The sequence below is a fragment of the Methylobacterium oryzihabitans genome (assembly GCF_004004555.2).
Classification (GTDB): Bacteria; Pseudomonadota; Alphaproteobacteria; order Rhizobiales; family Beijerinckiaceae; genus Methylobacterium; species Methylobacterium oryzihabitans.
Window position 1 is genome coordinate 12,466 of the sequence record NZ_SACP01000043.1, and the last position, 22,880, is coordinate 35,345.

At 73.6% G+C, this 22,880-nt stretch carries 21 protein-coding genes; 11 read left to right on the top strand and 10 right to left on the bottom strand.

All coding sequences use genetic code 11. The features are described from left to right. The first annotated feature begins 63 nt into the window (after positions 1-63). The 7 genes from cpaB to EOE48_RS26390 all read left to right on the top strand — a co-directional run bounded on the left by cpaB (position 64) and on the right by EOE48_RS26390 (position 8,274). Positions 64-870 carry a Flp pilus assembly protein CpaB gene (cpaB, locus tag EOE48_RS26360; RefSeq protein WP_127733859.1) on the top strand — a complete coding sequence of 269 codons (807 nt, stop codon included), beginning with the start codon at positions 64-66 and terminating at the stop codon, positions 868-870. 38 nt (positions 871-908) lie between these two features. Beyond that, on the top strand, positions 909-2,414 hold the full coding sequence (locus EOE48_RS26365) for a type II and III secretion system protein family protein (RefSeq protein ID WP_127733860.1): 1,506 nt from the start codon (positions 909-911) through the stop codon (positions 2,412-2,414). A gap of 20 nt (positions 2,415-2,434) precedes the next feature. Next, positions 2,435-3,154, top strand: a complete 720-nt coding sequence (locus tag EOE48_RS26370) for a CpaD family pilus assembly protein (RefSeq protein ID WP_425463691.1) — start codon at positions 2,435-2,437, stop codon at positions 3,152-3,154. Between the two features lie 120 nt (positions 3,155-3,274). Further along, positions 3,275-4,519 carry a CpaE/TadZ family protein gene (locus EOE48_RS26375; protein ID WP_127733862.1) on the top strand — a complete coding sequence of 415 codons (1,245 nt, stop codon included), beginning with the start codon at positions 3,275-3,277 and terminating at the stop codon, positions 4,517-4,519. 85 nt (positions 4,520-4,604) lie between these two features. Beyond that, positions 4,605-6,044 carry a TadA family conjugal transfer-associated ATPase gene (locus tag EOE48_RS26380; RefSeq protein WP_127733863.1) on the top strand — a complete coding sequence of 480 codons (1,440 nt, stop codon included), beginning with the start codon at positions 4,605-4,607 and terminating at the stop codon, positions 6,042-6,044. A 31-nt stretch (positions 6,045-6,075) separates the two neighbouring features. Further along, positions 6,076-7,047: a type II secretion system F family protein gene (locus EOE48_RS26385; protein ID WP_127733864.1), complete on the top strand. Its 972-nt coding sequence runs from the start codon at positions 6,076-6,078 to the stop codon at positions 7,045-7,047. A gap of 261 nt (positions 7,048-7,308) precedes the next feature. Next, positions 7,309-8,274 (top strand): type II secretion system F family protein, encoded by a 966-nt coding sequence (locus EOE48_RS26390; RefSeq protein ID WP_127733865.1) that lies wholly within the window; start codon positions 7,309-7,311, stop codon positions 8,272-8,274. Between the two features lie 48 nt (positions 8,275-8,322). Here EOE48_RS26390 and EOE48_RS26395 read toward each other — a convergent pair whose 3' ends face one another. Beyond that, the gene (locus EOE48_RS26395; protein ID WP_127733866.1) at positions 8,323-9,135 is read right to left on the bottom strand and encodes a tetratricopeptide repeat protein; all 813 of its coding nucleotides are present in this window, start codon (positions 9,133-9,135) and stop codon (positions 8,323-8,325) included. A gap of 379 nt (positions 9,136-9,514) precedes the next feature. Here EOE48_RS26395 and EOE48_RS26400 point away from each other — a divergent pair, with 379 nt between their 5' ends. Then, positions 9,515-10,876, top strand: coding sequence for a leucyl aminopeptidase family protein (locus EOE48_RS26400; protein WP_127733867.1), 1,362 nt, complete (start codon positions 9,515-9,517; stop codon positions 10,874-10,876). A gap of 20 nt (positions 10,877-10,896) precedes the next feature. On the opposite strand, the gene EOE48_RS26405 is transcribed toward EOE48_RS26400, so the two are convergent. The 7 genes from EOE48_RS26405 to EOE48_RS26435 all read right to left on the bottom strand — a co-directional run bounded on the left by EOE48_RS26405 (position 10,897) and on the right by EOE48_RS26435 (position 17,452). Then, entirely contained in the window at positions 10,897-11,829 is a 933-nt protein-coding gene (locus EOE48_RS26405; RefSeq protein ID WP_187371558.1) for an EcsC family protein, read from the bottom strand. A gap of 310 nt (positions 11,830-12,139) precedes the next feature. After that, the gene (locus EOE48_RS26410) at positions 12,140-12,532 is read right to left on the bottom strand and encodes a helix-turn-helix domain-containing protein (protein ID WP_127733869.1); all 393 of its coding nucleotides are present in this window, start codon (positions 12,530-12,532) and stop codon (positions 12,140-12,142) included. Positions 12,533-12,542: 10 nt separating this feature from the next. Next, on the bottom strand, positions 12,543-12,785 hold the full coding sequence (locus tag EOE48_RS26415) for a type II toxin-antitoxin system RelE family toxin (RefSeq protein WP_127733870.1): 243 nt from the start codon (positions 12,783-12,785) through the stop codon (positions 12,543-12,545). Positions 12,786-13,071: 286 nt separating this feature from the next. Further along, the gene (nadC, locus tag EOE48_RS26420; RefSeq protein WP_127733871.1) at positions 13,072-13,926 is read right to left on the bottom strand and encodes a carboxylating nicotinate-nucleotide diphosphorylase; all 855 of its coding nucleotides are present in this window, start codon (positions 13,924-13,926) and stop codon (positions 13,072-13,074) included. Between the two features lie 2 nt (positions 13,927-13,928). After that, complete coding sequence (locus EOE48_RS26425) at positions 13,929-15,449, bottom strand: L-aspartate oxidase (protein WP_127733872.1); 1,521 nt, start codon at positions 15,447-15,449, stop codon at positions 13,929-13,931. Next, positions 15,446-16,429, bottom strand: coding sequence for a quinolinate synthase NadA (gene nadA / locus EOE48_RS26430; RefSeq protein ID WP_127733873.1), 984 nt, complete (start codon positions 16,427-16,429; stop codon positions 15,446-15,448). Before nadA ends, EOE48_RS26425 begins: the two co-directional genes overlap by 4 nt. Positions 16,430-16,537: 108 nt before the next feature. Continuing rightward, positions 16,538-17,452 carry an NUDIX hydrolase gene (locus EOE48_RS26435; RefSeq protein ID WP_127733874.1) on the bottom strand — a complete coding sequence of 305 codons (915 nt, stop codon included), beginning with the start codon at positions 17,450-17,452 and terminating at the stop codon, positions 16,538-16,540. Between the two features lie 288 nt (positions 17,453-17,740). On the opposite strand from EOE48_RS26435, the gene EOE48_RS26440 reads away from it, so the two are divergent. Then, positions 17,741-18,076: an acyl-CoA thioesterase gene (locus EOE48_RS26440; RefSeq protein ID WP_246154934.1), complete on the top strand. Its 336-nt coding sequence runs from the start codon at positions 17,741-17,743 to the stop codon at positions 18,074-18,076. 34 nt (positions 18,077-18,110) lie between these two features. Here EOE48_RS26440 and EOE48_RS26445 read toward each other — a convergent pair whose 3' ends face one another. Next, complete coding sequence (locus EOE48_RS26445; RefSeq protein WP_127733876.1) at positions 18,111-19,442, bottom strand: AmpG family muropeptide MFS transporter; 1,332 nt, start codon at positions 19,440-19,442, stop codon at positions 18,111-18,113. A 263-nt stretch (positions 19,443-19,705) separates the two neighbouring features. Between EOE48_RS26445 and EOE48_RS26450 the strand changes: the two genes are divergently transcribed. Further along, positions 19,706-20,800 (top strand): sensor histidine kinase, encoded by a 1,095-nt coding sequence (locus EOE48_RS26450; RefSeq protein WP_127733877.1) that lies wholly within the window; start codon positions 19,706-19,708, stop codon positions 20,798-20,800. A gap of 252 nt (positions 20,801-21,052) precedes the next feature. Continuing rightward, positions 21,053-21,232, top strand: a complete 180-nt coding sequence (locus EOE48_RS30115) for a hypothetical protein (RefSeq protein ID WP_246154922.1) — start codon at positions 21,053-21,055, stop codon at positions 21,230-21,232. Positions 21,233-21,286: 54 nt separating this feature from the next. Here EOE48_RS30115 and mutS read toward each other — a convergent pair. Further along, the coding region (mutS, locus tag EOE48_RS26460) for a DNA mismatch repair protein MutS (RefSeq protein WP_127733878.1) at positions 21,287-22,880 on the bottom strand (1,594 nt) is incomplete at its 5' end.

Genomic DNA, 22,880 nt, shown 5'->3' on the forward strand with positions numbered 1-22,880 from the left:
TGAGGTTTCGCTGCTGGATTCCCGGAGCGTCCGGTGCGGTGCCGGCGCCCGTCCGGTCCCGTGATGAACCCCTCGCGCGCCCTCCTCATCGGCATCGCCGCCGTCGCCGGCACGTTGGCGTTCTACCTCACGAGCGGGCGCGAGCCGCCGCCCCCGCCGCCGCCGGTGGTGGTCGCGGCGGCACCGGCGATCGAGACCGTCGACGTGCTGGTCGCGGCCGCCGACCTGCCGATGGGACAGGTGCTCAAGCCCGCCGACCTGCGCTGGCAGCCCTGGCCGCGGGCGGTGGTCAACGACGGCTTCCTGCTGCGCCCGGCGCTGCCCTCGGCCTTGGAGGATACCGCCGGCTCGTTCGTGCGCGGCGCGTTCCTGGCCGGCGAGCCGATCCGGCGCGAGAAGCTCATCAAGGCCAATGGCGGCGGCTTCCTGTCGGCGATGCTGCCGGCGGGCATGCGGGCGATGGCGATCTCGATCGACACCCGCGGCAGCAACACCGCCGGCGGCTTCATCCTGCCCAACGACCGGGTCGACGTGGTGCGCACCCAGCGCGACGGCGAGCCCGGCCGGGCCGGCGCGTCCGAGACGCACGCCGCCGACACCCTCCTGACCAACGTGCGGGTGCTCGCGGTCGGCCAGACGGTGCAGGAGCGCAACGGCGAGCGCGTGGTCACCGGCGACACCGCGACCCTCGAGGTCACGCCCGGGCAGGCCGAGATGCTCGCCCTCGCCCAGCGCGCCGGCCAGCTCTCGCTGACGCTGCGCAGCATCGTCGACGCCGCCCCGTCCGGCCCCGAATCGCCCGAGCCCCGGGCCGAGGGCGGCCTCACCGTGATCCGCTACGGGGTCGCCAAGCCGATGTCGGCCCGGTGACCCGCCCCGTCACGGCCCCTGCCGAGGAAGCCCGTCCCATGCCCGCCCGCGTCCCCGCCCCGTCCCGGGCCCGGAGCGCCCTGCTCCCGCTCCTGGCCGCCGCGGCCGTCCTCGCCGGATCGCCGCTGCCCGTCCTCGGGCAGCCGGCGGGGATGCGCGGCGCCGTCGCGCCGGCGCCGGTGCTCGCGGTCGGGCCCGACGAGGCCGCGATCTCCCGCCGCCTCGACCTGACCCAGGGGCGCTCGGTGGTGGTCGACCTGCCGCGGGACGCCCGCGAAGTGTTCGTCGCCAACCCGAAGGTGGCAAACGCGGTGGTCCGCTCGACCCGCAAGGTGTTCGTCATCGGGGTCGACAACGGCGCGACCTCGATCTTCGTGATGGATGCCGAGGGCCGGCAGATCGCCGCCCTCGACGTCACCGTCGGCCGCGACCTCAACGTGCTGCGCCAGACCCTCAACGGCAGCCTGCCGGGCGGGCGCTTCGACGTGCGGCCGGCGGGCGAATCGGTCCTGCTGACCGGCACCGTCACCTCCGCCGCGGAGGCCCAGCAGGCGGTCGACATCGCCACCGCCTTCGTCGGCACGAACGGCGGCGCCCGCGGCGCGGTCATCAACAACCTCACGATCCGGGGCCGCGATCAGGTGATGCTGCGCGTCACCGTGGTCGAGGTGTCGCGCTCGGTGCTCAAGCAGTTCGGCATCAACACGAGCAGCACCTGGGGCATCACGAAGAACTTCGCCAACAACACCCCGTTTCCGCTGAGCGGCCAGAGCTTCCCGACCGGCAATCTGGTTCAGGGATCGATCGGCGCCGGCCCGATGACGCTCCAGGCGACCCTGCGGGCCTTCGAGCAGGCCGGCGTGTCGCGCATCCTCGCCGAGCCGACCCTGACGGCGATCTCCGGCGAGGCGGCGAACTTCACCGCCGGCGGCGAGATCCCGGTGCCGACGAGCCAGAACTGCACCGGAATCGTCGGCGTGGTCGGCGTCGGCGGGTCGTCGAACTGCTCGGTCGGCATCGAGTTCAAGCCCTACGGCGTCGCGCTCAACTTCACGCCGGTGGTGCAGTCCGAGAACCGGATCTCGGTCCGGGTCGGCACCAACGTCACCGAGCTCGATCCCCAGAACGCGATCCTGGTCTCGAACGGCAACACCAGCATCGCGGTGCCGGCGCTGACGGTGCGCAAGTCCGAGACGACGATCGAGCTGCCCTCCGGCGGCACGATGATGACCGCCGGCCTGATCCAGCAGCGGACCCGGCAGGCGATCGACGGCCTGCCCGGCCTCGTCAACCTGCCGGTGCTCGGCGCCCTGTTCCGGTCCCGCGACTACCAGCGCCAGGAGACCGAGCTGATGATCATGGTCACGCCCTACATCGCCCGGCCGATGGATCCCGGCGAGGCCAAGCGGCCCGACGACGGCTTCGTCGACGCCACCGACGCCCAGTCGATCCTGCTCGGACGCTTCAACCGCCTCTACGGCGTGGTCGGCGCGGCCCCGCTCGGGCCGGCCTATCGCGGCCGGGTCGGCTTCATCACCGATTGAGCCCCGCCAGGATGATTCCGATGCCCCGCCCCTCCCCGCGCCTCGCGGCCGCCGCGGCCCTCGCGCTGCAGCTCGGCGCCTGCGTGAGCGCCGACCGCACGACGACCGGTTCGATCGCCCCGGCGACCGTCGCCGGCCGCCACCCGATCGTGCTCGCCGACCGCCCGCGCGACCTCGACGTGTTCGTCACCGGCACCGGCCATCTCGACCCGCGCCAGGCCGACGACCTCGACGCCTTCCTGCTCGAGTACCGGCGCTACGGCCGCGGCGTGCTGGTGGTCGAGGTGCCGAGCGGCTCGCAGGTGCCCGGGCCGGCGGTGGCCCGCACCGCCGCGCTGCTGCGCGCCCGCACCGCCGAGCGCGGGGTGCCGGCGCGGGAGATCGTGGTCGCGCCCTACGCGGTCGCCGACGTCGCGGTCGCGGCGCCGGTGCGGCTGAGCTTCCAGCGCATGCAGGCCCGGGTCGCCGGGGAATGCGGATTGTGGCCGCAGGACCTCGGCGTGTCGCAGCCCGGGTTCAGCGACGGCAACGCCGCCTACTGGAACCTCGGCTGCGCGACCCAGTCCAACCTCGCCGCCCAGGTCGCAGACCCGGTGGACCTCGTGCGCGGCCGCCAGGAGGGCCGGGTCGATTCGGTCGCCCGCACCCGCAAGATCGAAGAGCTGCGCTCCGGAAAGGATCCGTCAACCACTTGGAAGCAGGATGGCCGCGCAAGCGTGAAGACGCAGGTGACGCAGTGACGGGCTCCCGGCGGGCGCGTCCGCCGGGGTGATCCCGGGCGCGGGCCTGCCGGCCGCAGGAGGAGGGGCGCGCTCGGCAGAGCCGCCGGACGCAACCAGGGCGTGAGTCGCGAGCGAGCCATGACGGACATGTCAGAGACCGGCGACCGGATCATCGCACCGGTTCCGCGCATCACGATCCAGGCCTTCTGCGAGACGCCCGACGTCGCCGCCGTGATCGAGAGCACCATCGGCGACCGGCGGATGCAGAAGGCGCAGGTGAAGGTCCAGATGGGCGGCGCCAACGCCGCCGTCGAGGCCTATCGCGGCGCCCCGACCCCGAACGTCATCGTCATCGAGATGGGCAACGGCAAGGTCAGCCCGCTCACCCATCTCGACCGCCTCGCCGAGGTCTGCGACGCCGGCACCAAGGTGGTGCTGATCGGCCACGTCAACGACGTGCTGCTCTACCGCGAGTTCATCCGCCGCGGGGTGAGCGAGTACCTCATCGCGCCGATCGACGCGGTCGGCACCATCGCGGCGATCTCGGAACTGTTCAGCGAGCCCGGCGCCGAGCCGCTCGGGCGCACCGTCGCGGTCGTCGGCGCCAAGGGCGGGGCGGGCGCGTCCACCATCGCCCACAACCTGTCATGGTCGATCGCCCGCGACTTCGGCACCTCGACGGTGATCGCCGACCTCGACGTGGCGTTCGGGACCGCGAGCCTCAACTTCAACCAGGACCCGCCCCAGGGCATCGCCGAGGCGGTATTCGCGCCCGAGCGCATCGACGCGAACTTCGTCGACCGCCTGCTGTCGAAGTGCACCGACAACCTCAGCCTGCTCGCCGCCCCCGCGACCCTCGACCGGACCACCGACTTCTCCGAGACCGCCTTCGACAGCGTGATCGAGATCCTGCGCGCCTCGGTGCCGTGCATCGTCCTCGACGTGCCGCACCTGTGGTCGGCCTGGAGCCGGCGGATGCTGATCGGGGCCGACGAGATCGTGGTGGTGGCAGCCCCCGAACTCGCCTCGCTGCGCAACGCCCGTAACCTGTTCGACCTCCTGCGGCAGGCGCGGCCGAACGACCGGCAGGCCCGGCTGGTGCTCAACCAGGTCGGCATGCCCAAGCGGCCGGAGATCGGGGCGGCGGAGTTCATCAAGGCGCTGGAGGTCCCGGGCGCCGCGGTGGTGCCGTTCGACCCGGGGCTGTTCGGCACCGCCGCCAACAACGGCCAGATGCTGGCCGAGATCCAGGCCGGCGGCCGGGCGACCGAGATCATCGCCGACCTCGCTGCCGCGGTCACCGGGCGGGCCGAGGCCAAGCGCGCCCGCTCGACCCTGTTCGACCCGATCCTGGCCCGCCTCGGCCGCCGCAAGGCGTCCTGACTGGCGCTCCCGTCCCCGTCACCCGTCCCCTCGGCGGCGCGCTTCGGCCCGCGGCAGGGACGCCCAGGAAGGCCCGGCAACAGCGATGTTCGGCAGGAGATCCGGAGCGGTGGTTCCCAGGCTCCCGGAGCGCCCGGCTCCGGCGCCCGAGCCCGTGCCGGTCCACGTGGAACCGCTCCCCCGTCCGGAGCGCCCGCGGGCCGAGCCTCAGGCGCACGAGGCGGCGCGGTCGGACGACTACTACCGCACCAAGGGCGCGATCTTCGGCGCGCTGATCGAGGCGATCGACCTCACCCAGCTCGCCCGGCTCGAACCCGACGCCGCCCGCGAGGAGATCCGCGACATCGTCACCGACATCATCGGCCTCAAGGGCGTGGTGATGTCGATCGCCGAGCAGGAGGACCTGCTCGAGGACATCTGCAACGACGTGCTCGGCTACGGGCCGCTCGAACCGCTGCTCGGCCGCGACGACATCGCCGACATCATGGTGAACGGCGCCAACCGGACCTACATCGAGGTCGGCGGCAAGATCCAGGTCACCGGGATCCGCTTCCGCGACAACCAGCAGTTGATGAACATCTGCCAGCGGATCGTCAGCCAGGTCGGGCGCCGGGTCGACGAATCCTCGCCGATCTGCGACGCGCGGCTGCCGGACGGCTCGCGCGTCAACGTCATCGCGCCGCCGCTCGCCATCGACGGCCCGGCGCTGACCATCCGCAAGTTCAAGCGCGACAAGCTCACCCTCGACCAACTCGTGCGCTACGGCTCGATCTCGCCCGAGGGCGCCCGGATCCTCCAGATCATCGGGCGGGTGCGCTGCAACGTCGTGGTCTCGGGCGGCACCGGCTCGGGCAAGACCACGCTCCTCAACTGCCTGACGCGCTACATCGAGGACGACGAGCGCATCATCACCTGCGAGGACGCCGCCGAGCTGCAGTTGCAGCAGCCCCACGTCGTGCGCCTGGAGACGAGGCCGCCGAACCTCGAGGGCCAGGGTCAGGTCACGATGCGCGACCTCATCAAGAACTGCCTGCGCATGCGGCCCGAGCGGATCATCGTCGGCGAGGTCCGCGGCCCCGAGGCGTTCGACCTGCTGCAGGCGATGAACACCGGCCACGACGGCTCGATGGGCACCCTGCACGCCAACTCGCCGCGCGAATGCCTGTCGCGCATCGAGTCGATGATCTCGATGGGCGGCTTCAGCCTGCCCTCGAAGACCCTGCGCGAGATGATCGCCGGCTCGATCGACGTCATCGTGCAGGCCGCCCGCCTGCGCGACGGCTCGCGCCGGATCACCCACATCACCGAGGTGACCGGGATGGAGGGCGACGTCATCATCACCCAGGACCTGTTCGTCTACGACGTGCTCGGCGAGGACGCCAACGGCCGGCTGATCGGACGCCACCGCTCGACCGGGATCGGCCGGCCGCAATTCTGGGAGCGGGCGCGGTACTACAACGAGGAGCACGCGCTCGCCGAGGCGCTCGACGCCGCCGAGGCGGCCGGCACCGAGGCGGCGCTGTGACCCGCCGCCCCGCCCGCGGGCAGGCCCGCCGATGACCGGGCTCGACACGGCGCTGCCGGCCGCCCTGACGGCGATCGCGGTCGCGGCGAGCGTCTACGTCGCGCTGACCGCGCTGCTGCCCTGGGGCGTGCGCGCGGGCAAGCGCCAGCAGGCGGTGGTCGCGGGCCGCCAGAAGGTGGCGGAGAAGGCCCAGGCGGTCGGCCGCCGCGACCAGCTCGCCAAGAGCCTGAAGGACCTCGACGACCGCGAGAAGAAGACCCGGCCGAGCCTGGAGCTGCGCCTCGCCCGGGCCGGGCTCGCGGTGACCCCGATGCAGTTCCGGATCGCCAGCGGCGTCGGCGGCCTCCTCGTCGCGTTCGCGGGCGCGCTGGCGACCGGCAGCCTGTATGTCTCGCTCGGCTTCGGCTTCGCGGCGGGGGTCGGGCTGCCGATCTGGCTGCTGACGACCCTGCGCAAGCGGCGCATCGCCCGCTTCATCGCCGACCTGCCGGACGCGATGGACGTGGTCGTGCGCGGCATCCGCTCGGGCCTGCCGCTGTCGGATTGCCTGCGCGTCATCGCCCGCGAGGCGGTCGAGCCGCTGCGCGGCGAGTTCCGTCTCGTCGTCGAGGCCCAGAGCATCGGCGTGTCCCTCGCCGAGGCGGCGGCGCGGCTGCACGAGCGCATCCCGGTGCCGGAGGCGAACTTCTTCGCCATCGTGATCGGCATCCAGCAGAAGTCCGGCGGCAACCTGTCGGAGGCGCTCGGCAACCTGTCGCGGGTGCTGCGCGAGCGGCGCCGGATGGCCGACAAGGTCCAGGCGATGAGCATGGAGGCCAAGGCCTCGGCCGCGATCATCGCCTCGCTGCCCTTCGTGGTCGCGCTGCTGTGCTACCTGTCGAGCCCCGACTACATCGGCCTCCTGTGGACCACCCGGGTCGGCCAGCTCGCGCTCGGCGCCTCGCTGCTGTGGATGCTCGTCGGCGTGCTGGTGATGCGGCGGATGATCGATTTCGAGATCTGACGGGGAGGCTGGTGCGATGAGGCGATGTCGTGCGGGCGCGGTCCCGGCCCTCCCCGGCAGTGCCCGGAGCGGAAGCCTTGGGCTGCTCCCGCATCGCCCCGGTTCCGGCCGACACTCATACGATTTCCGATCGATCGCTTCGCGATGCGGACATCGACTTCGCTCATGCGCCGTGCGGGCTGGTGATACGAAATCCGGAAGATTGCTCCCGGATTTCGTATCACACCACCCCGGCGGCGCGGGTCTCGCGGGACGGACGGCATGGCGGAACTCCTCGGCATCCTGATCGACCCCCAGGTCGTCGCCACCCTGCTTGCCGCCGTCGCCGCCGCCGCGACGGCCTTCGCGCTGCTCCAGCCGCTGCTCGAACCGGACCGCCTCGCGCGGCGGTTGAAGAGCGTCGGCAGCGAGCGCGAACGCATCCGGCTGCGCGAGCGCGAGCGGGCGAGCCAGAAGGTCAACCTGCGCCCGCAGCCCAAGGCGTACATGAAGCGGGTGGTCGAGCGGTTCCGGCTCGAGAACTGGCTCGCGACCGACGATTCCCGCCTGCGCCTGATGCGGGCCGGCTATCGCGGCCCGCAGGCCGAGACCGCGTTTCTGTTCTTCCGGCTCGTGATGCCGCTGGTCTTCCTGGTGGTGTCGGGCGTCTACCTGTTCGTGCTGCGGGTCATCGACCAGCCGTTCACCATCCGGCTCGGGATGGTGGTGGCGGCGGTCTATATCGGCATCAAGGCGCCGGAGATCTTCCTGCGCAACCAGACCACCAAGCGGCAGGCGCTGATCCATCGCCACTGGCCCGACGCCCTCGACCTCCTGCTGATCTGCGTCGAATCGGGCATGGCGGTCGAGAACGCCTTCCGCCGGGTCGGGACCGAGATGGCCGGGCAGTGCCTCGTGCTGGCCGAGGAGCTGACCCTGACGACGGCCGAGATGTCCTACCTGCCCGACCGGCGCACCGCCTACGAGAACCTCGCCCTGCGCACGGGCCTCGACTCGGTCCGCAGCGTCTGCACCGCCCTGATCCAGGCCGACCGCTACGGCACGCCGATCGGGCAGGCGCTGCGGGTGCTGTCGCAGGAATGCCGCGACCAGCGGATGAACGAGGTCGAGAAGAAGGCCGCGGCGCTGCCGCCGAAGCTCACCGTGCCGATGATCCTGTTCTTCCTGCCGGCCCTGTTCGCCGTGATCCTGATCCCGGCCCTGGTGCAGGTGTTCGAGTGGCGCTGAGAGCCGGGCGCGGTCGCGCACCCGGTGGTTCCGTCGCGCGGCGGACCGTCAGCCGCGGGGCGCCGGCCGGGCCGGGCCGGCCTTGTCGGCCGAGCGGATCGCCTGCCAGGCGTTCGGCTGCGAGACAGCGCCGCGCAGGGCGGCGACGTTCTGGGCCGCCTCGGCCGGGCCGAGATCGCGCCGCAGCACCTCCTCGGCCTCCCCGAACCGGCCTTCGAGGCCGAGGACGAGGGCGAGGTTCTGGCGCACCCGCGCATCCGCCCGCGGGTCGGCGGCGGCCTGCCGCAGCACCGTCTCGGCCTCGCGCAACTGCTTGGCGAGGGCGTAGGACAGGCCGAGATTCGACAGCACCGCCGGTTCGCCGGGGGCGATCTTGAGCGCGGCCCGGTAGTAGCCCTGGGCCTGGGCATGGTCGCCGAGCTGATCCGCCACCGCCCCCTGCGCCGAGAGCACGCGCCAGTCGGGATTGGCCGGGCTGTGGGCGTTCTGGAGCACCGCCGCGGCCTCGGCGAACCGGCCGGCCTCGGCCAGCGCCTTGCCGTAGGCGGCGAGCGCGGAGGCGTCCTTCGGGTTGCGCAGGGCGGTCTGCTGGAGCACCGCGACCGCCTGGGCGGTCTGGTCGCTGGCCCGCAGGGCGCGGGCATAGGCGAGCGCGGCGCCGACATCGGCCGGGTTGGCGGTGGAGCGGGCGGCGAGGCGGCCGATGTCGGCCCGCGCCTCGCCGGCCCGGGGGTTGATCGAACCCGTGGTTTCCGGCGCGCGCGACAGGCAGCCGGCGAGGACCAGGGACATCGCCCCGAGGGACACCGCCCGGACGAGCGCGGCCGGGCGGACCGGAAACGAGAGGGGCGCGAACGCCATGAAGGACTCCGCAACCGGGGCCGCACCGGCCCCGACTACGGCATTGGTAGGTTGTTAACGCTAATCATAGGTTAACACGCGCCGGCGACCCAGACTTCGCGGGCCGTTCCGGGCCGCCGGTGCGGGTGCCGCAGGGTCGCGACCTCCGTCGATCAAGCCTCGTCCCGGGGAAAGACCGACAAGTCGTCGCCTGTTCGGACGCGGAAAGCCGCAGTCGGACGGATGGTGCCGATGCGAAGAGACCATGATCGCGCCATTGCGAATGCAAGTCGTCGTCTCGGCCGCCAGGACCACGTCTGCACCCTCTGGCGCCGGCGCGGCGATCCGGCGTAGCGTCCCCGGTGCCGAACCGGCGCGAGACGAGACCCGGGATGCCCGCGTGACCCTGCTGCCCTCCGATGCGACGCCCGCGACCCCGATCTGGTGCGTCGATGCCGAGACCTGGCCCGCCCTCGCCGAGACCCTGCCGGAGGCCGCCGCCGCCTTCGCCCGGGCGAGCGGCTTCGCTCCGAAGCCCGGGCGGCTGTGCCTGCTGCCGGAGGCCGGCGGCGGCCTGCACGGGGTGCTCGCCGGGCTCGACCCGGCCGCCGGGCCGTTCGGCCCCGGCCGGCTCGCCGACCTGCTCCCGGCCGGGACCTACCGCTTCGCCACTCCCCTCCCCGACCCGGCCCTCGCCGCCCTGTCCTGGTGCCTGACCGGCTACCGCTTCGGCCGCTACCGAGACCGCCCGGCCCCCGAGGCCGTGCTCGCCGCGCCCGAGGGCGTCGATGCCGGGGAGACCGGCCGGATCGCCGCCGCGGTCGCGGCCGGGCGCGACCTCGTCAACACGCCGGCCAACGACCTCGGCCCGGCCGAGATCGCCGCCGCCGCGCAGGCGCTGGCCGGGCGGTTCGGCGCCGCCTGCACGGTGACCCTCGGCGACGACCTCGCGGCGGGCTTCCCGATGATCGCGGCGGTGGGCCGGGCCTCGGACCGGGCGCCGCGCCTCGTCGACCTGACCTGGGGGCCGGACGACGCGCCCCGCGTCACCCTGGTCGGCAAGGGCGTCGCCTTCGACACCGGCGGGCTCGACATCAAGCCGTCAGCCGCGATGCTGCTGATGAAGAAGGACATGGCCGGCGCCGCGGTGGCGCTTGCCGCCGCCGAGATGGTGATGGGGTCGGGCCTGCGGGTGCGCCTGCGGGTGCTGATTCCGACGGTCGAGAACGCGATCTCGGGCTCGGCCTTCCGCCCCGGCGACGTGCTGGCGAGCCGGCAGGGCCTCACCGTCGAGATCGGCAACACCGACGCGGAAGGGCGGCTGATCCTCGCCGACGCCCTGAGCCTCGCCGACGAGGAGGCGCCCGACCTGCTGATCGACTTCGCGACCCTCACCGGCGCCGCCCGCGTCGCGCTGGGCCCCGACCTGCCGGCTCTGTTCACCGAGGACGACGCGCTCGCGGCCGAGATGGCCGAGGTCGGGCACGCGGTCGCCGACCCGGTCTGGCGGCTGCCGCTCTGGGCGCCCTACCGGTCGATGCTCGAATCCAAGATCGCCGACATCAACCACGTCTCGGGCGGGCCCTTCGCCGGGGCGGTGACCGCGGCCCTGTTCCTGCGCCGCTTCGCCGTCAAGGCGAAGGCCCACGCCCATCTCGACCTCTACGGCTGGAACCCGGCCACGAAGCCGGGCCGGCCAGAGGGGGGCGAGGTCCAGACCGCCCGGCTGGTCCACGCCCTGCTCACGCGCCGCTACGGCTGACGGCCGGAGCCTCGACGTCGCTACGCCGCCGCCTGCCCCGGCTCCGGCGCGAGGCCGAGCGCGGCGCGCTCGGCCTCGTAGGCGGCCCGCACCGTCTCCTTGCCGTAGCGCCGCTCCAGCCGGCGCACGGTGAAGTGGGCCCGGGCGACGCCCTGGTAATGGTCCATGAACGCGGTGTTGACCGCGGCGCCGCCGAGCGCCCCGACGACCGGCACCGCCTGGGCCGCCGCCTTCTGCGACACGACGAGGCCGAAGCGCGAAGCGATCTGGGCGGCGAGGCGGGCCAGCGCCGGGGCGCTCTCGTCGAGCAGCCCGCGCCCGGCGGCGTAGCGGGCGGCGTCCGCCATGGCGTGGGCCAGTGCCGCCCGCACGGCGAAGTAGCCGCTCTCGACCGCCTTCGAGTCGCCGGCGCGGCCGCCGAGGGCGAAGACCTGCATGCAGGCCAGCGCCGCCTCCGGCGTGCCGAGATCCTCGCCCTCGCGCTGGGCGATCTCGGCGATCGAGCGCAGCATCAGGGTGGTGGAGACCGGCAATTCGACCGCGAGGGTCGAGAGCCCGAACGCGCCGCCGAGGGCGCCCGAGAGGGCCGCCAGCGCCTTGTGGCCGCGGTCGCCCGGCGGGTAGCGGCCGAGGAGATCGAGGGCGCGGGCGCGCAGCGACGGCGAGGCCGGCACCGGCACGGCCGCGTCGGCCGGCGTGCCGCCCCGCGGCAGCGTCGCCAGCGCGGTCCGCAGGGAGACCCGGATCGCCCCCTCGGCCGCCTGCGCGACGGTGTCGGTGACCGCCTCCGGCAGGACGCGGCCGATCATCTCCAGCGGCGCCCCCGCGAGGCCGGCGAGCCGGCCCGCGAGGCTCGGCTTCTCCAGGGTGGTGATCGCCGCCCGCAGGGCGGCGAGGTCGGCTTCGCCGAGGCGCTCGGGCGCGCCCGGCGCAACGGGCGTGGCGGTCTCCATCGAAACGATCTCGGTCACGGCGGCTTCCTGCGGCGGTGAGGCGTGTCGCTGACAAGGTGGCAGCGGCCCCGTCGGTTCCGCAAGGGGACGGCGAAGGGGCCATCGGGAGCCATCCCGGAAGGTCCTGGTCGGCGGTAGGGACGCAGGCTCAGCCGATGCGGGCCATGGATTGTCTCGCATGGCTCTAGACCGTCCTGCAACGGCGTCTCATGGCGTCGTCTCGTTCGGGTGTTCTCATAAGGATATGGTGCGCTGCAAAAACCACGGAGGAGACGCGATCATGGCCGTGACCGTGGCTTGGTCCCGACGGTCACAGCAGCCACTCGGCCTCGACGCCAGTGTGCGCAGCGACTTGGCGCGCCTGTTCCCGCGTGAGCGCCCGCCGTCCCCGCTCGATATCCGAGAGGTGGCCCTGTGAGATCCCGATCGCCTCGGCGAGTTGCGCCTGCGTGCAGTTGTCGTGGTGCTTGCGCGCTGCGGTCACCGTCGAGCCGTGCTCGGCGAGAAGCATCACGAACCAATGGGGGATCGCAGGCCCGGCGGTGCCGGCGGCGACCGCAGCCAAGTGCTCGTCGACGATACGGGCGGTGGCGCGGTCCTCCGCCGCCTCGTCGCCGAGCCGGGCGAGGAGAGCGTCGTAGTCGCGGCGCGGCAGGATCGCCAGTTCCTCGCCGGCCGGGGTGGTGATGAACTGGACGGTCATGGGTCTCTCCTCACTCGTACACGTCGCGGCGGTGGCCGATCAGCGCCACGTCGATGCCCGCCTCGTCCTCCACGAACACGATGCGGTAGTCTCCGACCCGCAGCCGCGCGCCCGGCCGACCGGACAGTGCCCGGACATCGCCAGCGCCGGTCTCGGCGTAGCGGGCGAGCTTGGCGAGGATCGCCAAGCGGTCCCGCTTGGGAAGGCCGGTCAGGGCGCGCAGTGCGGCGGGGCGGTAGGTGATCGGCTTCACTGCGATAATATCGCACATTGATGCGATATTTGCAAGTTGAATGCGGTATCGGCGAGGGCTCGCGCCGAGATGCCGATTGCCAGCGAAATGGGCAACCTATCTTCCTGACAACGTCGCTTCGAAGCGATGACCGTTGTTTCTTGCTTGGCCGTGAGGGCCGGCAACCGCGTCCGCGCCTTCGGCTCCCGCTCCGCGGGCGCTCTTCGGGCGCAATGCGCATCGCGCCCGCCACCGGGCGTCGCCCTTCGGATGACCGCAGGACGATCGCTGCCGCGATGACCGTGCCTCACCCGACGTGGTCGAGCCCGATGTCGAGGATCGGCGCGCTGTGGGTGAGCCAGCCGATCGAGATCAGGTCGACGCCGGTCGCTGCGATAGCCGGGGCGGTCTGCGGGGTGACGCGGCCCGACGCCTCGGTGATCGCGCGGCCTCCGACCATCGCCACCGCGCGGGCCAGCGTCTCGGGACCCATGTTGTCGAGCAGCACCGCGTCGACCCCGATGTCGAGCGCCTCGCGGAGCTGGTCCAGGGTGTCGACCTCGACCTCGATCTTGACGAGGTGTCCGACCCCGGCGCGGGCGCGCTCCACCGCCGACCGGATGCCGCCCGCGATCGCGACGTGGTTGTCCTTGATGAGCACCGCGTCGTCGAGGCCGAAGCGGTGGTTGCCCCCGCCCCCCGCCCGCACGGCGTATTTTTCCACCGCCCGCAGGCCCGGCGTGGTCTTGCGGGTGCAGACCACCGTCGCGCGGTGGCCGCGGATCGCCGTCGCCACGGCGGCGGTCGCGGTGGCGATGCCGCTCAGCCGGCTCAGCAGGTTGAGGGCGGTGCGCTCCGCCGTGAGGATGCCGCGCGACGGACCCTCGACCCGCGCCACCACGTCGCCGGGCGCCACCGCGGCGCCGTCCGGCCGCAGCACCGTGACGGCGATGGCCGGGTCGATGAGCCGGAACGCGGTGGCGGCGAGGTCGAGGCCGGCCACCACGCCCGCCTGGCGGGCGGCCAGCACGGTGGCGCTGCGGTGATCGGCCGGCACGATCGCGTCGGTGGTGAGGTCGCCGGCCCGGCCGAGGTCCTCAAGCAGGGCGGCGCGCACCACCGGTTCGGTCATGATCGCCGGCAGGGGGGACAGGGGGGTCATGGTCAGGCGCTCCGGGCGAGAGGGGGGCGGACGGCGCGGGCCGCCGCGAGGGCGTCGTCGAGGTGCAGGACCGTGCGGCGGGGCGGGGCCGCGCGGTCGGGGTGGTCGGTGCGGTGGTGGGCGCCGCGGCTCTCGCGCCGGTCGAGGGCGGCGACCGCCATCGTCAGCCCGACGGTCGCCGGGTCCCGGGCCGGGCCCGGCGCCTCGGCGAGCGGCAACAGGGCCGCGACCGCCGCGCGCAAGGCATCGCCGTCGCGCTCGACGCCGAGCGCCCGCGACAGGATCAACCGGACCCGGGCCGCGTCCGGAGCCGGAAGCGCGGCCGGCTCCGCGGTCGGGCGCCACCGTCCCGCCGGGGTCCCGGCGACGCTCGCGGCGACCCGCCCGGCGCAGACCGCCGCCTCGGCGAGGGAGTTGCTGGCGAGGCGGTTGGCCCCGTGCAGGCCGGTCGCCGCGACCTCGCCGCAGGCCCACAGGCCCGGCACGGTGCTGCGTCCGTCCCCGTCCACGGCGATGCCGCCCATGTGGTAATGCGCCGCCGGCCGCACCGGGATCGGCTGGCGCGACGGGTCGAGGCCCGCCGCCCGGCACAGGGCGGCGAGGCCGGGAAACCGCGCCGCGAAGTCCCGACCGGGCTTCTCCCGCGCGTCGAGGAAGACCTGATGGCCAGCCCGCAGACGGCGCCAGACGGCCCGCGCCACCACGTCCCGCGGCGCCAGTTCCGCCCCGGGCTCGCCGGCGAGGAAGCGGGCGCCGGTCTCGTCGACCAGCACCGCGCCCTCGCCGCGCACCGCCTCGCTGACGAGGCCCATCGGCCGGGCCGGGGTGTCGAGGGCGGTGGGGTGGAACTGCACGAATTCCGGGTCGGCCAGCGCCGCCCCGGCCCGGGCCGCCAGGGCGAGGCCCGTGCCGAGGGCGCCGGCCGGGTTGGTGCTGTCGGCAAACAGCCCGCCGAGCCCGCCGGTGGCGAGCACGACCCGGTCCGTGGCGAGGACGCCCGGCCCGGCCGGACCCGCGACGGCGAGGCCGGCGACGGCGCCGTCGTGCAGGAGCAGCCGGCGCGCCTCGCCGGTCAGTACGGTGACCGAGGGCGTGCGGGCGAGCGCCGCCCCGAGGGCGCGCATGATCTCGCGCCCGGTGGCGGCACCCGCCGCGTGGACGATCCGGCGCCGGCCGTGCGCCGCTTCGAGGCCGAGAAGCAGGGCACCGTCCGGCCCGCGATCGAAGACGGCGCCGAGGCGTTCCAGCGCCGCGACCGCCGCCGGGGCGGCGGCGAGGATCGCCGCGGCGGCGTCGCGGTCGCACAGGCCGTCGCCGGCCGCGAGGGTGTCGGCGAGGTGCAGCCCCGGATCGTCGCCGGCTCCGATCGCGGCGGCGATCCCGCCCTGCGCCCAGGCGCTGGCGGCGCCGTCGCCCGCCGGGGCGAGGAGGACCACCGGCTCGGGCGCCAGCGTCAGGGCGGTGAGCAGGCCGGCGAGCCCGGCCCCGACCACCACCGGCCGGCCGTCGAGCGCGGCACTCATAGCGCCAGCATCCGCTCGACGGCCCGCCGGGCCGGGGCGGCGACGGCCGGATCGATCGTCACCGGGTGGCGGCCCTCCTCCAGCGCCCGCCGGATGGTCCCGAGGGTGATCCGCTTCATGTGCGGGCACAGGTTGCACGGGCGGATGAACGCCACGTCCGGGTGCCGGACCGCGACGTTGTCGCTCATCGAGCACTCGGTCAGCAGCACCACCTGCTCGGGCCGGCGGGTGGCGACGAAGTCCGACATCACCGCGGTCGAACCGGAGAAGTCGGCCTCGGCCACGACCTCGGGCGGGCATTCCGGGTGGGCGAGCACCACCACGCCGGGATGGGCCTCGCGCAGTTCGCGCACCTCGGCCGGGGTGAAGCGCTCGTGGACCTCGCAGTGGCCGTGCCAGGGGATGATCTCGACCGCGGTTTCGGCCGCGACGTTGCGGGCGAGGTACTCGTCCGGCAGCATGATGACCCGGGGCACGCCGAGGGATTCGACCACCCGGCGGGCGTTGCCCGAGGTGCAGCAGATGTCGGATTCGGCCTTCACCGCCGCCGAGGTGTTGACGTAGGTGACCACCGGCACGTCGGGGTGGCGGCGGCGCATCGCCCGCACGTCCGCGGGCGTGATCGACTCGGCGAGCGAGCAGCCGGCGGCGAGATCCGGGATCAGCACCGTGCGGTCCGGGTTCAGGAGCTTCGCCGTCTCGGCCATGAAGTGGACGCCGGCGAGCACGATCACGTCGGCGCAGGTGTCCATCGCCATCCGGGCCAGCGCGAGGCTGTCGCCGACGAGGTCGGCGACGCAGTGGAAGATCTCCGGCGTCTGGTAGTTGTGCGCGAGGATCACCGCGTTGTGCCGGCGCTTGAGCGCCAGGATCGCGTCGACGTCCCCGGCGAAGGCCGGCCACTCGACCGGCGGGATCACCCGTCGCACCCGCTCGTAGAGCGGCGCCGTGCGGACCAGGATCTCGTTTGCCACGACCATCTTTATACTCCGATTGAGCATATGCGTGATATGCTGAAGCCGAGCATAAGGTTTGTCAATCAGCCTCCGGTTGCCTTTTCCAGGTTGCAGGGCGCCGCGGGCGAAGGGTCAGCCGCGGGTGAGCGGCAGCTTGGTGCCGGCGACCGCGCGCTCGATCAGCACCGCGGGGCGGAAGCGGAACAGCTTGGCGGGGCGGCCGCCGGTATCGGGCGTGCTGGCGCCGGTCTCCTCGACCAGCTCCTGCTGCTCGATCAGGCGGCGGAAGTTCTGCTTGTGGACGCGCAGGCCGGCCAGGGCCTCGACGCTGCGCTGGAGCTGGAGCAGGGTGAAGCTCGCCGGCATCAGCTCGAACACCACCGGGCGATACTTGATCTTGGCCCGCAGCCGCGCGATGCCGGTCGCCAGGATGCGGCGGTGGTCGCCCTGCATCCGCCGGCCGGGCACCGGCTCGGCGGCGGCCGCCTCCGGGACGAGGCCGGCCTCGTAGAGCAGTTCGTAGCGCTGGAGCGTCAGTTCCTCGTTCCAGGCCGCGCCGTCGAGGCTGAAGGCGATCGCGACGCGCTGCTCGCGGGCGCGGCGCTGCTCGGCGCTGGCGGACGTGGCCCAGGCCCGCAGCCGCGGCTTCAGCACGCCCTCGATCACCGCCGGCGGTCCCCCGCGACAATCCTCCCACGGGAAGTAGTCGTACCAGGTGCGCCAGCCCTCCTCGCCCGGGCCCGCGCCCGGCTCCTCGCGGGTGAGGCCGAGATAGCTGACCGCGATCACCCGGGCGTCGCCGCCGCCGTCGCGGTCCCGATCGGCGAAGGTGTAGAGCTGCTCGACATAGCCGAGGGGATGGCCGGTCTGCCGCTCGACCCAGGCCCGCAGGCCGGCCTGGAGCGAGCGGTGCGCCGGTTCGAACGGGCCGGAGGGCAGCGCGCCCGCCCCGGGGATGGTCAGGACCCGCGGCTCCCCGTCGGTGACCGCGACCACGACGGCGATCAGCTCGCCCGCGATGGCGCCCGGCTTCCCCTGCCCCGTCATGACTGCCCCGGCTGCGCGACGACTTCGGCTCCGGGCCATACGGCGCCAGGGCGGGGACGGCAAACCCGGCCGGTCGCGGCGCGATCCGACCGTCGCCGTGCGGACATCGAGGCGCGAACCGTCATCGTTCCGGTTCGCAAGTGGGTTCCCTGCGGCAGCGGACCGATGCACTGTGCGGCGACGCTGCGTTCGCGAGACCCGGCGCCCCGCCCCTGCCCGAGAAGGAGTGCTCCGGTGTCCGACGACCTTGCCGCCGAACGGGGCGTGCCGGTGATCCGCACGATCGCGATGCCGGCCGACACCAACCCGGCCGGGGACATCTTCGGCGGCTGGCTGATGGCGCAGATGGATCTCGCCGCCGGCAACGTCGCGGCCCGGCGGGCGCGGGGCCGCTGCGCCACCATCGCGGTCGAGGGCATGACCTTCCTGCACCCGGTCTTCGTCGGCGACGAGGTGAGCCTCTACGCCCGGATCGTCTCGGTCGGCCGCAGCTCGCTGAAGATCCGCATCGAGGCGTGGCGCCGGGCACGCGAGAGCGAGGAGACCACCCAGGTCACCCAGGCGCTGTTCACCTTCGTGGCGATCGACGCGAACCGCCGCCCGCGGCCGGTGCCGCCGGACTGAGGCACCGACGGCGCGTGAGGCGGCGCCCCCGGCCTCACGGCCGCGCCACCGCCCCGTTCGCCGCGACGTCCTGCACCTCGTCGCGCTCGCCCGGCAGCAGCCGCAGGGCGAGGCAGAGCGCCACCACCGGGATCCCGACCATCGCCGTCATCACGAAGAAGGCCGGGTAGCCCATCGCCTCGACGGCGAAGCCGGTGAGGCCGCCGACGAACTTGCCCGGCAGGGCGTAGAGCGAGGACAGGAGCGCGTACTGCGTCGCCGCGAAGGCCGGCGAGGTCAGGCCCGACATGTAGGCGATGAGCGCGGTGCCCGCGAAGGCGCCCGCGAAGTTGTCGATGCTGATGCTCGCCACCAGCAGCGGCAGGTCGTGGCCGGCGAGCGCCAGCCACGCGAACATCAGGTTCGAGGCCGAGGCGGCGATGCCGCCGATCAGCAGCGACAGGTGCATCCCGAGCCGGCTGACCGCGATCCCGCCCGCGAAGGCCCCGGCGATGCCGACCCAGACGCCGTAGACCTTCGACACCGTGGCGATCTCGGACAGGCTGAACTTCATGTCGATGTAGAGCGGGTTCGCCATGATGCCGGACACGATGTCGGGCAGGCGGTAGAGGGTGATGAGCGCGAGGATCAGGGCGAGGCCCGCGCCCTTGCGCCGCACGAGATCGGCGAAGGGCTCGACCACCGCCTCCTGCAAGCCGGCGCGCCAGCCGCGGCGCTGGCCGGGATCGCGCGCCTGCACCTTCGGGGCGGCGAGCGTGCCGACGATCGCGACCAGCATCAGCGCCGCCATCGTGCCGTAGGCGGGAGCCCAGCCGAAGGCGTCGGCGACGTAGAGCGCGCCGGCCCCGGCGCAGATGCGGGCGAGCGCGTAGCCGAGCTGGTAGGCGGCGAGCATCATGCCCTGGCGCTCGGTCGGGGCGGCGTCGATGCGCCAGCCGTCGACCACGATGTCCTGGGTCGCCGACGCGAAGGCGATCAGCAGGGCGCAGACCACGACGTAGCCGAGGGACTGCGCCGGGTCGCCCCGGCTCATCGCCACGAGGCTTCCGGCGACCAGGAGCTGCGAGGCGAGCATCCAGCCCCGGCGCCGGCCGAGCCACCGCGACAGCACCGGCAGGTCGAAGCGGTCGATCACCGGCGCCCACAGGAACTTCAGCGAGTAGGCGAGCGAGACGTAGCTGAGCAGGCCGATCTCGGAGCGGGCGATGCCGACGCTGCGCAGCCACGCCGACAGGGTGGCGAAGACGAGCAGGATCGGCAGCCCGGCCCCGAAGCCGAGCACCAGCATCAGCGCCATGCGCCGGTCGGAGGCGACGTCGCGCAGGGTCCGCCGGGTGCCGTCGAGCCAGCCGGAGAGAGGTGTCATCGCGTTCCGTCCTCGATCGGGCGCCCCGCCGTGCGGGACGGCGGGTGATGCCGCCCCACGAACCGGGCGACATGATGGACCCCCGATATGGAGGCAAGATGGTTAACGGGCCGGTCCGGTGCGGGGCCGCCCCGCGAACCGGCCATGCACAGCTTCGTGGCCCCGTCGCCGCCACCGTCGACCCCGACCCGGGAACTGCCGCCGCGACGGCTCGTTCGGGTTGCGGGAGCCGGTGCCGGCTCGGCATCGGGGCGCAAAGGGCGATGGAGGATCCAGTCGGTCGGTCGGTCGGGACCGAGGGAACGCGGTTCGCGGCGGCGTTCCGGGGGAGCCCGCTGCCGATGGTGCTGACGGACCCGCACCGGGCCGACAACCCGATCGTCTTCACCAACGCGGCCTTCGCGCGGCTCACAGGCTACGCCCCCGAGGAGGTGATCGGCCGCAACTGCCGCTTCCTCCAGGGGCCCGAGAGCGACCCCGGCGCGATCGCGCGGGTCCGGGCGGCGATCGCGCGCTGCGAACCGGTCGAGGTCGACCTCCTCAACTACCGCCGCGACGGGACGCCGTTCTGGAACGGCATGGCGTTGAGCCCGGTCCGCGACGAGACCGGAACGCTGGTGAACTACTTCGCGGTCCTCACCGACGTCTCGCCCCGCCGCACCCGAGAGGACCGGCTGGCCGAGGCCCGCAGCCACCTGGAACAGGACGTCGACGACCGCACCCGGGCGCTCCAGGCCGCCCTCGACCAGAAGACCGCGCTGCTGCACGAGGTCGACCACCGGGTGAAGAACAACCTCCAGGTGATCTCCTCGCTGATGCTGCTCAAGGCCCGGCGTACCGGCGATTCCGGGGGACGCGACGCGCTGCTCGGCATGGCCGACCGCATCGGCGCCCTCGCGACGGTGCATCGCCTGCTCTACAGTGCCGGCGACGTGAGCCGCTTCGACCTGCACGACTTCGCGGCGGATTTCGGCTCCGACCTCGCCTCCGGGCTGAAGGGCGACCGGATCGACCTCGCCCTCGCGGTCGAGCCGGTTCCGGTTCCGGCCTCGAAGGCGGCGCCGCTGGCCCTTCTGCTGCACGAACTGGCCACCAACGCGGTGCGGCACGCCTTTCCGGACGGACGGCCGGGTCGCATCGCGATCGAGGCGCGGGAGGAGGACGACGCGCTGCTGCTGTCGGTCGCCGACGACGGGGTCGGACTCGCGGCCGGGACGCCCAACCCCGACGGCTTCGGGCGCGGGCTGATCGACATGGTGGTGCGGCAGATGCGCGGATCGATCGCCTGGGACGACCTCGCCCCCGGCACCCGCGCGCGGATCCGCCTGCCCCTCGGTGCCCCGGAGCATCGCCGGTGACCGCGGCAAGCCCCTTGCGGATCCTCGTGGTCGAGGACGAGGTGTTCGTCGCGCTCGAACTCGAATGCCTGCTCGAGGAGAGCGGGCACGCGGTCGTCGGCACGGCGGCGGATTCGCGCGAGGCGACCGCCCTCGGCGACCGCCCTCGGCGACCGCCTGCGGCCCGACCTCGCCCTCGTCGACATCCACCTCGCCGACGGCCCGACCGGCGTCTCGGTCGCGCAGGCGCTCGACGCGCTCGGCGGCATCACGGTGCTGTTCACCACCGCCAACGCCAAGCGGATTCCGGACGACTGCTCCGCCGGCCTCGGCATCGTCGCCAAGCCGTATTCGCCCCGGGCGATCCTGGCGGCGGTGGACTACGCCGCCCGGGTCCGGGCCGGGCAGGCGCCCGAGCGCGTGCCGGAGGGCATGCGGCTCATCGCACGCTGAGCCACGCGGATTCCGAGACCGAGGGCCCGGAACCGCGGGCAGAGACCGGCAGCGTCAGCCGTCCCGCGCCGCCTTCAGCCGGTAGAGCGCCTCCAAGGCATCCCGCGGGGTCATCGCGTCGGGATCGAGCCCGTCGAGGAGGTCGCGCAGGGCGTCCGGCTTCGGCGGCGGAGCCGGAGCGGCGGGCGGCGGCAGGCTCGCGAACAGCGGCAGTTCGGCCGGCGCCGCGGCACGACGGCCGCGACCGCCCTCGCCCCGGCCGCTCTCAAGCTCCGACAGGATCACCTTGGCGCGGGCGATCACCGCCGCCGGAAGGCCGGCGAGGCGCGCGACCTGGAGGCCGTAGGAGCGGTCGGCGGCACCCGGCACCACCTCGTGCAGGAACACCACGTCGCCCTTCCACTCCGTCACCTTCAGGGTGGCGTTGGACAGGCGATCCAGCCGCTTGGCGAGGCCGGTCAGCTCGTGGAAGTGGGTCGCGAACAGCGCCCGGCAGCCGGTGATCTCGTGCAGGTGTTCGAGGCAGGCCCAGGCGATCGACAGCCCGTCGAAGGTCGCGGTGCCGCGCCCGATCTCGTCGAGCACCACCAGCGAGCGGCGGCTGGCCTGGTTCAGGATCGCGGCGGTCTCGACCATCTCGACCATGAAGGTCGAGTGGCCGCGGGCGAGGTCGTCGGCGGCGCCGACGCGCGAGAACAGCCGGTCGACCACCCCGAGATGGGCGGCCCGCGCCGGCACGAAGCCGCCGATCTGCGCAAGCACCGCGATCAGCGCGTTCTGGCGCAGGAAGGTCGACTTGCCGCCCATGTTCGGGCCGGTGACGACGAGGATCTGGCCGGCCTCCCGGCCGGTGCCGGCCTCCCGGCCGGTTCCCGAGTCCCGACCCGACAGGTCGCAGTCGTTGGCGATGAACGGCTCGCCGGCGCGCTTGAGCGCCGCCTCGACGACCGGGTGGCGGGCGCCCTCGATCCGGAAGGTCAGGCCGTCGTCCACCACCGGCCGGGTCCAGGCGAGTTCGACCGCGAGTTCGGCGTGCGAGGCGGACACGTCGAGGGCGGCGAGCGCCTTCGAGGCGGCGGCGATTCCCTCCGCCTCGCCGAGCACCGCCGCGGAGAGTTCGTCGAACACCGCCAGTTCGAGGGCGAGCGCCCGGCCGGCGGCGCCGGAGATGCGCGATTCGAGTTCGCCCAGCTCGACGCTGGTGAAGCGCATCGCGTCGACCATCGTCTGGCGGTGGATGTAGGTCGCCCGCCAGGGGTCCTTCAGCAGCGTCTCGCCGAAGGCCTGCGGCACCTCGATGAAGTAGCCGAGCAGGTTGTTGTGCTTGATCCGCAGGGTCCGGCAGCCGGTCTCCTCGGCGTAACGGGCCTGGAGCGCCGCGACGTAGCGCCGGGAATCGCTGCCGAGTTCGCGCGCCTCGTCGAGGCCGGCGTGGAAGCCGGCGCGCACGAAGCCGCCGTCGCGGCGCAGAAGCGGCAGGTCGTCGGCGAGGGCCGCGGCGAGGCGCTCGACGAGGTCCTCGCCGGTGCCCGCGAGCAGCCGGGCCGCCTTGCCGATCTCCGCCGGCAGCGCGCCGGAGCCGGCGAGCCGGGTCGCGAGGCTGCGGGCGGCGTCGAGGCCGTCGCGCAGGGCCGCGAGGTCGCGCGGG

Excerpts from the sequence above, each read along its gene's own strand:
- cpaB (WP_127733859.1), top strand. The coding sequence starts at position 64 with ATGAACCCCTCGCGCGCCCTCCTCATCGGCATCGCCGCCGTCGCCGGC.
- EOE48_RS26365 (WP_127733860.1), top strand. The coding sequence starts at position 909 with ATGCCCGCCCGCGTCCCCGCCCCGTCCCGGGCCCGGAGCGCCCTGCTC.
- EOE48_RS26370 (WP_425463691.1), top strand. The coding sequence starts at position 2,435 with ATGCCCCGCCCCTCCCCGCGCCTCGCGGCCGCCGCGGCCCTCGCGCTG.
- EOE48_RS26375 (WP_127733862.1), top strand. The coding sequence starts at position 3,275 with ATGACGGACATGTCAGAGACCGGCGACCGGATCATCGCACCGGTTCCG.
- EOE48_RS26380 (WP_127733863.1), top strand. The coding sequence starts at position 4,605 with ATGTTCGGCAGGAGATCCGGAGCGGTGGTTCCCAGGCTCCCGGAGCGC.
- EOE48_RS26385 (WP_127733864.1), top strand. The coding sequence starts at position 6,076 with ATGACCGGGCTCGACACGGCGCTGCCGGCCGCCCTGACGGCGATCGCG.
- EOE48_RS26390 (WP_127733865.1), top strand. The coding sequence starts at position 7,309 with ATGGCGGAACTCCTCGGCATCCTGATCGACCCCCAGGTCGTCGCCACC.
- EOE48_RS26395 (WP_127733866.1), bottom strand. The coding sequence starts at position 9,135 with ATGGCGTTCGCGCCCCTCTCGTTTCCGGTCCGCCCGGCCGCGCTCGTC.
- EOE48_RS26405 (WP_187371558.1), bottom strand. The coding sequence starts at position 11,829 with ATGGAGACCGCCACGCCCGTTGCGCCGGGCGCGCCCGAGCGCCTCGGC.
- EOE48_RS26410 (WP_127733869.1), bottom strand. The coding sequence starts at position 12,532 with ATGACCGTCCAGTTCATCACCACCCCGGCCGGCGAGGAACTGGCGATC.
- nadC (WP_127733871.1), bottom strand. The coding sequence starts at position 13,926 with ATGACCCCCCTGTCCCCCCTGCCGGCGATCATGACCGAACCGGTGGTG.
- EOE48_RS26425 (WP_127733872.1), bottom strand. The coding sequence starts at position 15,449 with ATGAGTGCCGCGCTCGACGGCCGGCCGGTGGTGGTCGGGGCCGGGCTC.
- nadA (WP_127733873.1), bottom strand. The coding sequence starts at position 16,429 with ATGGTCGTGGCAAACGAGATCCTGGTCCGCACGGCGCCGCTCTACGAG.
- EOE48_RS26435 (WP_127733874.1), bottom strand. The coding sequence starts at position 17,452 with ATGACGGGGCAGGGGAAGCCGGGCGCCATCGCGGGCGAGCTGATCGCC.
- EOE48_RS26440 (WP_246154934.1), top strand. The coding sequence starts at position 17,741 with ATGCCGGCCGACACCAACCCGGCCGGGGACATCTTCGGCGGCTGGCTG.
- EOE48_RS26445 (WP_127733876.1), bottom strand. The coding sequence starts at position 19,442 with ATGACACCTCTCTCCGGCTGGCTCGACGGCACCCGGCGGACCCTGCGC.
- EOE48_RS26450 (WP_127733877.1), top strand. The coding sequence starts at position 19,706 with ATGGAGGATCCAGTCGGTCGGTCGGTCGGGACCGAGGGAACGCGGTTC.